Below are 14,784 nucleotides of genomic sequence, written 5' to 3' on the forward strand. Positions count from 1 at the left end.
AGCCATTTGCGATTTGTCCTGCATTGGTGATGGTGTTAGCTGCCCTAGAAAACGTAATCCCTTCGATTAGCCCACCTGCATTGTTGGTTATCGTGCCTACAACACCATTGGCAGTCCAAATACCAACATCATTAACACCATGAGTGGTTGTTGTTATACTACCATTATTTGTAAGATTAAGCGTGCCACTTCCACCATATACACCAGCATTACCCCTAACCCCACCGCTGGTAAAAGCGCCACCCGTTATTATGCCATTGGCGTCATTAGTGATAGTAACCGTGCCACCTGATGTGCTAACTAAGCCATTAATAACATTAGAGTTCGTAAGAGTTCCGCCACCAGCACCATACGACACATTTCCAGTAAAAGTTCCCGAGTTTTCAACATTCCCTTGACCGCTAGCAAATGATACACTCCCAGTAAAATCGCTATTATTTGTCACGCTCCCGCTACTACTATTCAAGTAAGCTACATTTCCTGTAAAGGTGCCATTATTTGTTATATTACCATTTTGCGAAGCCCCTGTACTTGTGCTATATTGCACCCGTGAAGTGAAAGTTCCATTATTTGTAATGTCCCCACCGCCACTTTCATAAACAAGCTGTCCATTACCAGTAATAGAAAAACTTCCATTATTATTAAGAACAAAACGAGTGGCTGTATCAATGTTTCTAAATAAGATATTACTACCGCTGAAACTTCCTGATTGTGCTATAGTCATTGTTGTGGTGTTTCCAGACCCACCTTGATTTGGCACACTGCCAAGATTGCTTGTTACCGTCACAGCGCCACTAATGGTGCAGTTATTAGCATCATGTCCTGCGTCACAATTCGTATTTCTAAAAACATTAGTAAATCCCGCCTGAAGTCCGGAAGGCGCAATAAGACATGAGGCAAGAAAACAATTGCAAGAAACTTCACAGAATCTGCGCAATGAAATATGGTGCAGATTGCGTTTGAGTTTTGCAGTCTTCATTGTAGCCTCCTTGCCTGTTTGGTTATCAAAAGAGAATCCTTACCGCGTGGGAATATGTGAAAATTGCGTTTTTCTATGCGTAGTGCTGAGGGTGCGGTGAAATTTTGTAAAAAACAGATGAATGTCGTGCGCGAAAAAGCCCTTATATGCGCGAAGACAAGAGAATGGATAATGGAGAATAAAACGAGAGGAAATCCTATATATATATATATATAGGTTAAGCAAGCAAAACTTCCTAATCATTTTTTCTCCAAATAAATGAGATTCTGTATTTTTCTCGGGTTTGGCTATATCGGCAAAATGGGAAAATCTTAAAGCGCTTGTGGGAAAATTATAGCAAGAAAATTGAGTTTTGCGCTTAAAGCTGTGATTTGGCGCTTATAAAAGTCCATATTGTGTGAGTTTTTGACGCAGGACTTTTAAATCCATACCGAGTAAATCGCTTGCCTTTTGCGCGTTATTACCCACTTCTTGCAAGGTGCGGGAAAGTAGCTCTTTTTCTAAACTCGCCAAAGAATTTGCATTCGTGCTCAAAGTGGCGTTAAAAACGCGCTCTTTGCTTTGCAAAGCCAAATCCGCCACATCGATAACCTCACCCTCGCTCAAAATCACCGCGCGCTCAATCACGCTCAAAAGCTCTCTAATATTTCCGGGCCAGCTGTATTCAAGGAGCTTCGCTTCAGCCTCTTTGCTAAGCATCTTTGGCGCGAAGCCGTAATTTGCGGTGGTTTGGGAAAGTTTATTACGCGCAATACCTAGAATCTCGTCCTTGCGTTCATTTAGTGGTGGGATAAAAATTGGTATCGTCTGCAAGCGGAAAAACAAATCCTCTCTAAAAGTGCCATTAGCAATTTTTTGCGCGATATTGGCGTTTGTAGCGGAGATGAAGCGCACATTGATTGGGATTTTTTTAGAGCTTCCTAGCCTTGTAAGGCTCTTTTCTTGTATCACGCGCAAGAGCTTTGCTTGCAGGCTGGCGGGCATTTCGCCGATCTCATCTAAAAATACACTGCCACCATTGGCATCTTCTAAGATTCCGGGTTTTGGCGCGGTGGCATCTGTAAATGCGCCTTTTTCATAGCCAAAAAGTTCAGATTCTAGCAAATGTTCAGGGATTGCCGCCATATTTAGCGCGATGAAGGGCTTTTGCGCGCGCGGGGAATGCTGGTGGATAAAGTTTGCAAACACATCTTTGCCTACCCCACTTTGCCCCATCAAAAACACACTCGCATCAGTTGGCGCGACTTTTTTTGCGATTTTTAGCACTTCTTGCAAGGCTTTGGAAGTGGGTGCGCTTTTGTCATTAGATTTCGCAGAATCTAGCTGGGTGGCGACATTTGCGGAGTTAAAATCATTTGGTTGATTTGCCTGCTTTTTAGCAGAATCTGCGCGCTGGGCGCTTTGAATCTTTGCGCGAATATTTTGCTCTTTTTGTATGCGCTCAAGCGTGCTTACAAGCTCTTCAAAATCAAAGCCCTTGACTAGAAAATCTTTCACGCCTAAGCGGATCGCGCCGATGGCGTTTTGCACGGACGCATTTCCGGTGATGACGATTGTTTTATACTCATAGCGCATTTGGTTTTGTAGCTCGCGCAAAAACTCCAAGCCGTCCATTTTAGGCATATTAATATCAGTAATAATCACATCAAAAGGCTGGGAATCTTGCAGGGCTTTGAGCGCCTCGATGGCGTTTTTAAAGCCGATGGCTTCGTATTGCGGGTAGTTTTTAAAGCCCAGCTCAAGGGCTTTGCGGTAGTTTATATCATCTTCGACATAGCAGATTCTCATGCCTATTCCTTTAAATTGTATCACCTCGTGCGAGTGAATCGCACTTCGGCTCCGCTTCGCTTGCGCTCGCGTGCATATTTTACCATTTTTGGCAGATAAGGGTTAAAGATTCTATTGCGTGGTTGGCGGTTTGAGAATCTATGTCCTTTAAATTGTATCACCTTTGCGGAAGTGAATTCCGCTACCTATTCCTTGTGAGTGTATCACTTTGGCAAGCGTTGCTCGCCAAAGCTCGGCTTCGCTTGCGCTTGCGTGCATATTTTACCATTTCTAATTGATAAGGCGCAAAGATTCTCTAACGCGCTTTGGTTGCGTAAAGTTTTGGACTACTTCGCTACCACTCACAATAACGCACGATGATTGATTAGATCTTTGGATTCTCTAAATTACTAAGAATCTACTTTGTCGCGGCTTTTTTAGGCACATAAAGCACGCTTAAATAGCGCCCTTCTAGCTTTGGCTCTTTTTCAGCCACAGCGATTTCCTCAAGCATAGGCGCGACTTTACGCAGTGTGTCCATACCCGCGTCAGGAATGCTAAGCTCGCGCTGTTTCAAAAACACCTTGAAACGCACATGCTTGCCATTTTCCAAAAACTCAATCGCGTGCTTGACTTTGTAATTAATATCATTTTGCGCGATTTGGGTGGAAAGTTTGATTTCTTTAATTTCGATTTGCTTTTGCTTTTTCTTTGCCTCTTTTTGGCGCTTTTCTTGATGATAGCGGAACTTGCCATAATCCATAATCTTGCACACCGGCGGTTTGGCATTTGGCGAGATAAGCACTAAATCCAAATCCTTTTGCACCGCTAGCTCAAGCGCTTCCCTTGAGCTCATCACGCCAAAAACTTCGCCATCATCGCCTACGCAACGCACTTCTTTAAGGTTTATTTCCTCATTCAACAACACTTCGTCTTTATTTTCTTTCAAAAGCTGACCTCACTTAATTTGGTTTGTAACATTTTTATAAATTCCTCCTCGCTTAGGCTGTATTGCTCGCGCTTTGTCCTATCGCGCACCGCGAGAATCTTACTTGTGACTTCTTGTTCGCCGATGACGATAATTAGCGGAATATGCTGTTTTTCCGCGGTGCGGATTCTCTTTGAAAGCGTTTCATTTTTATCCAAAATTTCCACATACGCGCCACTTTGCGCGCTAATTCGCTGACGCAAGCTCCTTGCATACGCGCTTTGCGCCTCACCAATAGGAATAAGGCATACCTGCGTAGGCGCAATGAAAAGCGGAAACTCGCCGGCAAAATGTTCCGTCAAAATCGCAATAAAACGCTCAAAACTCCCCAAAATTGCGCGGTGTATCATAATGGGCGTTTGGGGCTGGTTATGCTCATCTGTGTAGCTTAGCTCAAATCGCTCTGGCAGATTCATATCAATTTGTATCGTGCCACACTGCCATTTGCGCTTTAGCGCGTCTGTTATTTTTATATCAATCTTTGGTCCATAAAACGCGCCACCGCCTTCATCGACTTTGTAGGCGATATTGTTTTCCTCTAGCGCGCTTTTTAGCGCATTTGTCGCGCTTTCCCAAATTTCATCACTCCCGATTGACTTCTGCGGGCGGGTAGAAAGCTCCATTTCATAGCTAAAATTAAAGGCTTCCATAATGCTTTTTGTAAAATCGATGATTTGATTAATCTCGCTTTTTATCTGCTCTGGGGCGCAAAAAATATGCGCGTCATCTTGAGTAAATTCCCTCACGCGCAAGAGTCCATGCAACACGCCACTTTTTTCATGTCGATGCACCACACCATATTCATAAAAGCGCAAAGGCAGCTCGCGGTAGCTTCGTGGCGAGCTTTGATAGACTTTGATATGCCCAACGCAATTCATAGGCTTAATGCCGTATTCCACCTCATCGATGGTCGTAAAATACATATTTTCTTTGTAATTTGCGTAATGCCCGCTTTTTTTCCATACTTCACTTTTGAGAATCTCAGGTCCGCGCACAGGCTCATACTCGCGCTTGATAAGGGCTTTTGTAAGCAAAGATTCTATATTTCTGCGTAGTCTCGCGCCCTTTGGTAGCCACAAAGGTAGTCCCGCGCCGATTTCCTCATCAAAGCTAAAAAGTCCCATACTCACAGCTAACTTGCGGTGATCGCGCTTTTTGGCTTCTTCAATTTGGAAAAGATAGTCTTTGAGCGATTGCTTATCTGCAAAGGCAATGCCATAGATTCTCTGCAACATTTGAGCTTTTTCGTCCCCGCCAAGATACGCCCCTGCGATTTTTGTAAGCTTAAAATGCTCCAAAAAGCGCGTATTTGGCAAATGCGGTCCTCGGCACAAATCCTCAAAATCACCTTGCGTATAAAAGCTAAAGGTATCGCCTTCAATTTTGCTCATTACCGCAAGCTTGAGCGCATCATTTGCAAACTTTTGCTCGGCACTTTTTCGCGTGGTAGAGTATTTGGCGATGTCATAGCCTTGCTTTGCAATCTCTTTCATTTTGGATTCTATCTTTGGAAGATCCTCTTCGCTGATTTTCTCACTCGTTTGAAAATCATAATAAAAGCCCTCTTCCACCACCGGTCCGACGAAAAACTGCGCGTCTTTGTAAAGTGCTTTGATTGCTTGAGCGAGCAAATGCGCGCAAGAGTGGCGCAGGATAAAAAGTGCGGATTCTGAATTGTCAAAATAAATTGGCTCGCTATTTGGCGCGTTTTCTAAGCCATTTTCTTGCAAAGTCTGTAAATCATAAATCTTGCCATCAATCTTTTTGCCAATAAGTTCGTTTTTGCTCATAGATTTTTAAACCTTTAAAATCTCATCTTCTTTTGCCTTGAGCGCGTCATCGATTTTTTTCACAAAATCATCTGTGTGCTTTTGGACGCTTTCGTGCGCCTTTTTGCAAGCGTCCTCTGTGATAGTTTTTGCTTTTTCAAGTTTTTTTAGCGCGTTGTTAGAATCCTGCCTAATATTGCGTACTGCTACGCGCCCTTTTTCTGCCATGGCTTTGGCTTCTTTGGCGATTTCTACGCGCTGTTCTTTTGTCATGGGCGGGAAGTTTAGGCGGATAGATTCTCCATCGTTGTTTGGTGTCGCGCCGATATTTGCTTCCTGCAATGCGCGCTCGATTGCCTTTAGCAAGCCCTTATCCCATGGCGTTATCACAAGCGTTGAGGCATCTTGCACGACAATAGAGCTCATTTGCGAAAGTGGTGTTGGCGTCTCGTAATAATCCGCCTTGATAGAATCCACGCGCGCAGTCGATACGCGCCCGCTACGCAACGCGCTAAAGTCCTTTTTTAACGCATTAAGCGACTTTTCCATGCTTTCTTGTGTGTGTTTGAGAATCTGCGAAATTTCATCACTCATACAATTTCCTTTAAAAATTATTGTGCTTGCGCTGGCGTACTTGCGCTATTTGAAGCGTCATTTGCAGGCTCGTTTGCTGGTGCATTTTGCGCTGGCACATTTGTAGATGTGTCTTGCGCTGGCGCTAAAGGAGAATCTGGCATTGCGAAAGGATTTTCAGCCGGTGCTACTTGCAGGCTATTTTGCAAACCATTTTGCGCGCCATTTTGAAGAGAATCTGTGAGGCTTGTTTGTTTATTATAAAGGTAGCCAAGCGCGATGGTATTTGCCAAAAAAAGCAAGCCCAAAAACATAGTCGCCTTTGCCAAAAATCCCGCTGGACCTTTTGCGCCAAACATACTTTCATTACTTCCGCTATATGCGCCAAGTCCGAGGCTTGAGCTTTTTTGCAAAAGCACTACGATGGTGATTAAAAACACTAAAACAATTTGAACTATAAGCAAAATAAACGCCATAAATTTCTCCGCTAAACAAAATAAGAAGCGCGATTATAGCAAAAGAAATGTTAAATCCAACCAAAAAATTAAGAGAAACTTTGCGCCTTATGTCTTTAAACCTTTGCCTTTTAAGATTTAAGAATTAATTTCACAATTGCTTCACAAACATTTTGCTATAATGCGCGCTTTTGATTTTAAAAAAATAAGGAATCTTCGATGAAAAAATTCAAATTCGACAAGCAACTTTGGATGAAAATCCATGTCTATCTAAGTATATTTTTCTTCCCCGCAGCGTTTATTTATGTGCTCACAGGCGCGCTGTATATCTTTGAAGTGCGTGAAAATGCCGATGCGACAATCCACACTATCACGCTAGATTCTCTGCCTGAAAAGGGACAAGAGCAGGAATTTATCCTTAATCTCTTAGCAAAGCATAATCTCAAAATCCCAAGTGATACGCAAGTGCGTATGATGAAAGGCATGCCAACAATGGGAAACATCAAATACAGCGCGAGTATTGCCAAAGATAGAGATGGCACAAATATCCTACGCACGACAGATAGGGGCTTGTATGGAATCTTGCTTTTGATGCATAAGGCGAAGGGCAAATTTTATTTTGACATTATCGCGGTGACTTTTTCTATTAGTATGATTATTTTTTATCTTTCCGGGCTTATTATGACTTCATTTTGTAAAAAGCGCCGAAAAAGCGCACTTTGGACATTTGTCGCTGGACTTGGGATTACTGCACTAGCGGTGTATTTGAGTATTTAAATACCCTATAAGCGCAAAATTAAAATACAACCAAAAAAAATTAAGAGGAGAAATTTATGGCGTTTATTTTGCTTACATTTCAAAATGCATTAAGTAGAATAAGGGGGGGGGGCAACTCTATCCTTTAAGGTAGCACAAAAATTTTTTGTGGCTCTGGTTTTAGGTGTTAGCGTTAGCTTATCTCAAAATGCAGATGAGCAGAATCTAACTTCTGTTAAATTACAGCGTTCAGTTATCACAGCAAGTGGTTATGATCAAGAGATTAAGGACGCTCCTGCGAGCATTAGCGTAGTGGATAAAGAGGAGATTCTCACGCGCCCGATTAGGGATATTGGCGATGCGGTGCAAGATGTCCCGGGTGTGTATATAGAAACTAGCAGGAATGGGGCTAATGCAATCTCAATGCGTGGTTTAGAATATACCTACACGCTCTTTTTAATCGATGGCAAGCGTCAAAATGTCACGCCCGGATTTAATAGAGGTTTTGCAGAATTACTTAATACAATGATGCCGCCAACTTCGATGATTGAGCGTATAGAGGTTATTAGAGGTCCTGCGTCAATCATCTATGGAAGTGATGCAATGGGTGGTGTGATAAATGTTATCACCAAAAAATATGTGGATAAATATACCGCAAGCGTGCAATTTGACACAAGGCTTGCAGAAGATAGCAAGTTTGGCAATATGTATGGGGCAAATGCTTACTTGGCATTGCCACTTATTAAAAACACACTTTCAATAAACTTGCGCGGAAGCTATCGCTATGGCGATAAAGCAGCCTATCTAAAGCCAGCGGGTTTAAATGATACAAGTAGCAATCCCTACAGCGTGCAAGCTCCCACAGCTTTTAGCCAGTGGAATGCTGGCGGACGCATTAGCTATCTGCCAAATGCACACAATAGCTTTTATTTTGACACAGAAGCCTACTTTGCACGAGGTGGCACGCTAAATAGTAGCAATAATACGGTTGTGCGGGATTTTTACAAGTTTAACAATGTGCTAAATTATGATGCAAATTATGATTGGGGAAATATCAATACTTATGTGCAGTATTCTAAAACCATGCTAGCAAGACACTTAGGCGAAGGTGGTAGCGCTGGTGTTGTAACTGGCGCGAACAAAGGCGCTTATGTAGATTGGGCGCACCCATGGATTAACACTGATATTATCTTTCAATCAACCTATAATAAAAACTTCGATCTTGATAATTATGGCGTGATAGGCTTTAATGGTGGAGTTTATTTTATCCATCAAAATTACTATACGATATCTTCTCGCACAAATGCAGTTACTGACACAAGCCTTAATCAAGTGGCGATTTTTGGGGAAGGACAATATCACATCAATGAGTATATTTCCACCACACTTGGTTTGCGCTATAACTATTCAGATATTTTTAGGGCGATTCCAAATCCACGCTTTTTTGTCAATATCAATCCCACAGAGTGGCTAACACTTAAAGCTGGAATCTCAAGTGGCGTAATCACTCCACCTATCTACTACTTAGATAATGAGTTTTATACACAATCTTCTGGTATGCGTCGCTATGGCAATGAAGCGCTCAAGCAAGAAACGAGCTGGAATTATGAGTTTAGTGCCATTGTAGAAAATGACTACTTATCAATGATTGCCACAGGCTATTACACAGATTTTAATAATAAAATCGCTGAAGTTGGTTTTAGAGATCCAAATATAACATATTGCGCTAATGCAAATAGATGCTTTATGTATCAAAATGTCGATCGCGCAATCACTACTGGCGCAGAATTGGCATTTAAACTAGAGCCTATCAATGGATTTTCGCTAAATTCTACCTATGCTTTTACTTACACAGAGCAAAAAAGTGGAACTTACAAAGGACAGCCGCTTAATGCAATCCCAAAACATAGTTTCACTATTAAACCTGAATATCGCTATGGAAATTTTAGCTCTTATATTCGCTGGCAAGGGCGATTTCAAACACCTACACTTATTTCAGATGATGACAGCGTAGCGCGAAACTATATAGGCACTTATTATAAAAACTATCAACTCGTAGATTTTGCACTTAGTTATAAATTTACAAAAAATCTCAATACTACACTTGCAGTCAATAATATTTTCAATACAAATTTTATGGATTATGTGCTTTATAATAACGCCACAGAATACATTAATGCTTATCAAAAAGTTTTAGCCGGAAGGAATTATTGGCTTACTTTTCGTGTAGATATTTAGCCATAATTTCTTTTATTTGCTCTAATGCAGAATCTAAATCGCTAGAATCCACCTCATACGCGTGGGATTCTATGCGATAGACTTTGTCATAATAGCGCGTGATGAGAATTTTCGCCACGCATTCCAAATCCCCTCTTTCATACGCGCTCTTTGCTTGAAGCCAAAAACTTTTTTGCATAAAAGGCGCGATTTTTTGCATTGCTTGATTGAAAAATGCAGAATCTATAGCGCTATAAACCTTCACAATGCGCTTGATACGCAATTCAAGTGGCGCGCTCACAAGGATTTTCACGCCGTTTTGATAGGCGTTATACAGCGCATTTGGTAGCACGAGCGCGCCGAGTTTTTTGCTCTCTCCCTCAACCAGCACCTGCATATTTTCTAACTCTCTTAATCGCGTAAAAAGGAGATTTTCAAACATTCCCACACTTGGTTGCGCGCCTAAAATCCCCCCAAAGCTTGAACCTAAATGTTTAGCAAAAGATTCTATATCAAGGGAATTTTTAAAATTTGCGATAAGCTCACTTTTCCCGCAGCCTGTGGGACCGATGAGCGTAAAAAACGACATTTTAGGAGTTTTGCCTAAAGCGCTTAAAACCTCGTTGCGATAGGCTTTGTAGCCATCTTTTAAACGCAGAGTGCGAAAGCCAATATTTTGTAAAATCGTTTGCATTGAAAGACTGCGCATACCGCCACGCGCGCAGTGGATTCCGATGATTTTTGCAGGGGTTATTTGCAAGGATTCTAGCTGTGGTAAGAATCTAGCGATATTTTCACAAATTAAGCTCGCACCTAGCGTCTTTGCACTAAAAGGATTTTGCTTATAAAGCGTGCCAATTTTTTGGCGTTGCTCATCATTCAAAACCGCGAGATTGAGCGCATTTGGGATATGAGAGAGTGCGTATTCGCTAGGGGAGCGCGTATCGATGATAATATCAGATTTTGCTAAAAATTCCTGCGCGCCAACTAGCATAGATTCTCTTCACTTAATAAATTTTAGCGCAATTCTTGTGGCGTTGCGTTATTTTGTATGGTTTGGAAATTCCGCACATTCTCACGCCTTGCGCCTTTGCGTTGCAGTGCGGCTTCATAGCGGCGGATTTCTGTAGGCGTTTTTGGCGTAAATGGTGGGATTGACTTTTTCTCGCCTGTTTTTGTATCAATTGCCACCATCGTAAAGTAGCAAGTATTGCAATGCGTGACAAAACGATGTTTAATATCCTCGCTAATGACTTTTATCCCAACCTCGCAACTCGTCTTGCCGACATAATTCACGCTCGCAAGGAAAATGATAAGCGAGCCGATGGGAATGGGGTGTTTAAAGATAAGATTATCCACGCTCAAAGTCACCACGCCATGCCCACAATAGCGCGTGGCGCAAGTGTAGGCGACTTGATCAAGCAATTTCATCAATTCCCCCCCATGCACCACACCGCTAAAATTCGCCAAATTCGGACCTGCAAGGATACTCATCGTAAGTGATCTCGTGTCAAATACATCTTCCATAACTCACCTCTTTTGCATTGAAATAAGCCTTAATTATGCGCTTGATAGGTTAATAAATAAGTCTTGTCATATCATTAAAAAGCCCCAAAAGCATAATCGCGACAATGAATGCCAGCCCAAAAAAGCTAAGAAGTCGCAAAATGCGCTCATTTGGCTTTTTGCGCGTGAGCATTTCATACAACACAAAGAGAATCTGCCCGCCATCAAGGAGTGGAATTGGCAAAAGATTGATAAGCCCGAGATTGATTGAAAGAAGCGCACAAAAGCCAAAAAACGCCACCAAATCACTTTGCGCGACATGGCTAAGCGTGTTTGTCATACCCACTACACCACTCACCTCGCGCACGCTCACCACGCCACTTGCAAGCTTTGCAATACTTTGGGCTATGAAATGCGTAGATTCTAAAGTCTTGCGCCATGCGATTTGCAAGGATTGCAAGGGTGAAAATTGAAGCAATTCTGCTTTTTGCGTGGCGTAGATTCCGATAAATGCTTGTGTTTGAGGCTCTTTAAACATATTTTGTCCCTGTTTGAAAAATGGCGTAATAAAAAGCTCTATTGTTTGAGAATCTGCATCTTTAAAATCTCGCTGAATGAGGAATTTTAGCGCGTTTAAAGAAGCGTGCTTTTGCAAAACATTGCTAATATCCTGCCATAAAAAAATATTTTCACCTTCAATTTTTATGATTCTATCTCCTGCTAAGATTCCGGCTTTTTGCGCTGGAGAATCTTCCTGCAAACCACCAACCACAGGCGCTAAACCAACTGCGCCGTTTAAGCAGATTCCAAAATAAAGCAAAAATCCAAGCAAAAGATTAAAAACAGGACCGCCAAACAAAACCAAAAGTCGCACAATGGGCGGTTTGCTCTCATAAGAATCTGCGTTTTGCGCGCGTGGAGATTGCAAAGTGTGCGAAGTATTTGAAGTGTGAGAATCCGCGCTATATTCTAAGCCTTTTAATTTCACATAGCCGCCAAGTGGAATGAGCGAAATCGCATACTGCGTGCCTTTGTGGGTGAAAGTGCAGAGCTTTTTACCAAAGCCGATGCTAAATACCTCAACGCCAATCCCGCACAAACGCGCAATGAGGAAATGCCCCAGCTCGTGGAACAGCACAAGAAAGCAAAGTGCGATGAGCGCGAGAGCCAGCCCCAAACTAGCCCTTTAGCGTTTTGTAGTATTTTATCGTGTATTCAAAGCCAGAATACAGCGTTAAAATTGTCGCAAACCATAGCAAAACCTCGCCACCGGGGAAAAAGTCCGCTAGCAAAAAGGCGATTGCGGCAATTTGCGCGCCGGTTTTGTATTTGCCAGCTTGCGAAGCTGCGACACTTTTCCCACTGCTCGCCACCACCACGCGCAAACCTGTGATAAAAAACTCCCTACTTAAGATTAAAAACACCGCCCACGCATTTGCCCTCTCCAGCACAAGTAGCGCGATGAAAGCTGAAAGAATAAGCATTTTATCCGCTAGCGGGTCAAAAACCTCGCCAAAAAGGGATTTGAAGTTGTATTCTCGCGCGATATAGCCATCAAAAAAATCCGTCAAACTCGCAATGCAAAAAATAAGACAAGCAAAATAATTCACCCACGAAAAATCCATATATGCAGGGAAAATCAGCTCATAATGCAACACCACAAAAAGTAGCAAAATCGCTAAAATAATACGAGAAATGCTGAGAATATTAGGCACATGGCGCAAGCAAAATCCTTAGAATCTGAAATGACAAAATATTTGGATTATAGCTCAAAATTGTATCTTTTGCGTAACGAATTTTTGAAGTGAGGCAAATGAAATTAAGGCAGTTTTAACCTTAAATTTGTATAATTTCGCTTTTTTACGGCTTTAATTTAAGCAATATGCGGAAGTGGCGAAACTGGCAGACGCACTAGACTTAGGATCTAGCGCCGCAAGGCATGGAGGTTCAAGTCCTCTCTTCCGCACCACTTTATCACCTTTTAAAGATACAAAATTACTCGTCTTGACTTAATTAATCTACTACAAATCACAATCTTCACCACAACACAAAAGCTTAAATTTTCACTATAATCACAAATGCAAAACCCATAAAAGGTAGTTACATGCGCGAATACAAGCTTCCTAATTTTTATTATCTTTTTGCCATAGCATTTGCATTTCTAGCGCTTGCGCCTTTGTATAATCTTTTGTGCTTTTATCAGGGAAATTTCTTTTTTATAAATTCTGAGTTTGCGGTTTTTACATGGGGAGTGTTTTTTATTTTCGCAGGATTGGGGTTTTGGGAGTTTTTCTTTGATGAGGCTTTTGTCAAAACGCGCATTTTCTTAAGTTTATGTGGCACGCTATGTATATTTGGCGGATTGCTGTTTGTGGTGTTTGCTTTGGGAAGGAATGATTTTGGGCTTTCTCGGTTATTTGAGCCTTTGCTTGGCTTTTTAAGCTTTTTGCCTTTCATGCTCTTGCCTCTTGGCTTTTTTCTTAGCAAGCTCACACACGCAAAAAGCGCGCAGTGGTTATGTGTAGCGTATATGGGGATCTGGTTTGCCGGAATCGCACAGCGTTATTTTTATCTCAACTTTTTACCCACTGAATATTTTCTTGCTCTTTTTAACCTCTTGTATCTCTGCGTTACCTTTATGCTTATTGTGATTTTGCTTAAAAGCATCAAAAAATCTAGTGCAAGGCACGCACGCACGCTTTTAGACAAAATGCTTCTTATCTCTTTTGTGCTCTATCCACTGCTTAGCACTCTTGGTTTAGTTTGCATGCGCGCTTTTTACTATCATGCGCCGATTTTTCATCATGATTTTTCACAGCTTTGCATGCGCGGGATTGCCTATGTGGCTTATATTTGGGCGAGCTTAGGTGTGGGAATCTTTGTGTTTAAACCTTATCAAATCTCTAGCAAAGCGCATTTCTATACGCTATGCGGGGTGTTTGCGTTGATTTTGCTTTTTTGCATTTTGCCTAATCTCGCAAGGTCTTATGGTCTAAACTTCTTTCTGCCTTTTGCTTTGCTAGCATTTTTGGGCTATGGGATTTTTCAAGCGCAAAAAAAGCTGCGGGAATCCTCCTTTGTTGGCGGCATTAAACTTCCGATATTAAGCTTTTTTGCGGGCATATTTTTTGGTGTGCTGTATATGATATTTTTGCTCTTTTGCAATATAGCGCTTTTTGGTAGCTACGATCTTTTGGGCGCACAGCATTACTAAATATTGCAAATTAAAGGCTTACCGCCTCATCGCCTCTTTGAGGCTTATCTGCGCGTCTTTGAGCTGTTGCTTTTTCTTAAGGCTTTCGCGCTTGTCATAAAGTTTCTTGCCTTTCACAAGCGCGATTTGAGCTTTTAATTTATTTTTATGGTTAAAATACAAACTCAAAGGCACAATGCTTAAGCCCTGCACAGAAACGCTTCCAAGTAGTTTTGTAATTTGCTTTTTATGCAATAAGAGTTTGCGCACGCGCCTTTCATCAGGCTTAAAATGCGTATTTGTCTGCTCCAGCGCGCCAAAATGTGTATTAAACAAAAACGCCTCTTCTTTCATAATCCGCACAAAGCTATCCTTGAGATTTACCCGCCCAGCGCGCGCAGACTTCACTTCGCTCCCAAGTAGCACAAGCCCTGCTTCCAAACTCTCTAAAATCTCATAATCAAAAAAAGCCTTTTTGTTTTTTGCCACTTCCTTAAAAGTGTGGAAAGCGCGCTCCTTTGGCTTTTGCGCCCCCTTAGCATTTGGCTTTTTTACGCTTTTTTTAGAATCTTTCAACACTA

The 14,784-nt window shown here is 41.9% G+C and carries 14 protein-coding genes and 1 tRNA gene; 4 read left to right on the forward strand and 11 right to left on the reverse strand.

Features of this window, described 5'->3' with window-relative positions; translation table 11 throughout:
* From CQA49_RS04560 to secG, 6 genes are all read right to left on the reverse strand, one after another.
* Positions 1-979 (reverse strand): hypothetical protein (locus CQA49_RS04560; RefSeq protein WP_220271723.1); only part of this gene is annotated, 979 nt, incomplete at its 3' end.
* 378 nt (positions 980-1,357) lie between these two features.
* Complete coding sequence (locus CQA49_RS04565) at positions 1,358-2,767, reverse strand: sigma-54 dependent transcriptional regulator (RefSeq protein ID WP_115574793.1); 1,410 nt, start codon at positions 2,765-2,767, stop codon at positions 1,358-1,360.
* Positions 2,768-3,164: 397 nt separating this feature from the next.
* A complete protein-coding gene (infC, locus tag CQA49_RS04570; protein ID WP_115574794.1) occupies positions 3,165-3,695 on the reverse strand; it encodes a translation initiation factor IF-3 in 531 nt (176 codons plus the stop codon).
* Positions 3,692-5,524: a threonine--tRNA ligase gene (thrS, locus tag CQA49_RS04575; protein WP_115574795.1), complete on the reverse strand. Its 1,833-nt coding sequence runs from the start codon at positions 5,522-5,524 to the stop codon at positions 3,692-3,694. Before thrS ends, infC begins: the two co-directional genes overlap by 4 nt.
* 6 nt (positions 5,525-5,530) lie before the next feature.
* Positions 5,531-6,097 carry a ribosome recycling factor gene (gene frr / locus CQA49_RS04580; protein WP_115574796.1) on the reverse strand — a complete coding sequence of 189 codons (567 nt, stop codon included), beginning with the start codon at positions 6,095-6,097 and terminating at the stop codon, positions 5,531-5,533.
* Positions 6,098-6,114: 17 nt separating this feature from the next.
* Positions 6,115-6,552, reverse strand: coding sequence for a preprotein translocase subunit SecG (secG, locus tag CQA49_RS04585; RefSeq protein WP_115574797.1), 438 nt, complete (start codon positions 6,550-6,552; stop codon positions 6,115-6,117).
* Between the two features lie 198 nt (positions 6,553-6,750).
* Between secG and CQA49_RS04590 the strand changes: the two genes are divergently transcribed.
* Both CQA49_RS04590 and CQA49_RS04595 read left to right on the forward strand, forming a co-directional pair.
* Entirely contained in the window at positions 6,751-7,308 is a 558-nt protein-coding gene (locus CQA49_RS04590) for a PepSY-associated TM helix domain-containing protein (RefSeq protein ID WP_258864190.1), read from the forward strand.
* Between the two features lie 147 nt (positions 7,309-7,455).
* On the forward strand, positions 7,456-9,525 hold the full coding sequence (locus tag CQA49_RS04595; protein ID WP_258864192.1) for a TonB-dependent receptor domain-containing protein: 2,070 nt from the start codon (positions 7,456-7,458) through the stop codon (positions 9,523-9,525).
* Here CQA49_RS04595 and mnmH read toward each other — a convergent pair.
* Genes mnmH through pgsA form a run of 4 tightly spaced genes read right to left on the reverse strand, consistent with a single transcriptional unit; the run spans position 9,503 to position 12,734 of the window.
* Positions 9,503-10,498, reverse strand: coding sequence for a tRNA 2-selenouridine(34) synthase MnmH (gene mnmH / locus CQA49_RS04600; RefSeq protein WP_115574798.1), 996 nt, complete (start codon positions 10,496-10,498; stop codon positions 9,503-9,505). The genes CQA49_RS04595 and mnmH overlap by 23 nt on opposite strands.
* 23 nt (positions 10,499-10,521) lie before the next feature.
* The gene (locus CQA49_RS04605) at positions 10,522-11,031 is read right to left on the reverse strand and encodes an acyl-CoA thioesterase (RefSeq protein WP_115574799.1); all 510 of its coding nucleotides are present in this window, start codon (positions 11,029-11,031) and stop codon (positions 10,522-10,524) included.
* A 49-nt stretch (positions 11,032-11,080) separates the two neighbouring features.
* Positions 11,081-12,187, reverse strand: a complete 1,107-nt coding sequence (gene rseP, locus CQA49_RS04610) for an RIP metalloprotease RseP (protein ID WP_115574800.1) — start codon at positions 12,185-12,187, stop codon at positions 11,081-11,083.
* Between the two features lies 1 nt (position 12,188).
* A complete protein-coding gene (gene pgsA / locus CQA49_RS04615; RefSeq protein ID WP_115574801.1) occupies positions 12,189-12,734 on the reverse strand; it encodes a CDP-diacylglycerol--glycerol-3-phosphate 3-phosphatidyltransferase in 546 nt (181 codons plus the stop codon).
* 160 nt (positions 12,735-12,894) lie between these two features.
* Here pgsA and CQA49_RS04620 point away from each other — a divergent pair.
* Positions 12,895-12,979: transfer RNA gene (locus CQA49_RS04620), tRNA-Leu, on the forward strand.
* Positions 12,980-13,114: 135 nt separating this feature from the next.
* Positions 13,115-14,224, forward strand: a complete 1,110-nt coding sequence (locus CQA49_RS04625) for a hypothetical protein (protein WP_115574802.1) — start codon at positions 13,115-13,117, stop codon at positions 14,222-14,224.
* Between the two features lie 18 nt (positions 14,225-14,242).
* Here CQA49_RS04625 and smpB read toward each other — a convergent pair whose 3' ends face one another.
* The gene (smpB, locus tag CQA49_RS04630) at positions 14,243-14,779 is read right to left on the reverse strand and encodes an SsrA-binding protein SmpB (protein ID WP_115574803.1); all 537 of its coding nucleotides are present in this window, start codon (positions 14,777-14,779) and stop codon (positions 14,243-14,245) included.
* Positions 14,780-14,784 lie beyond the last annotated feature (5 nt).

It is taken from the genome of Helicobacter sp. MIT 00-7814, assembly GCF_003364115.1.
Taxonomy (GTDB): Bacteria; Campylobacterota; Campylobacteria; order Campylobacterales; family Helicobacteraceae; genus Helicobacter_F.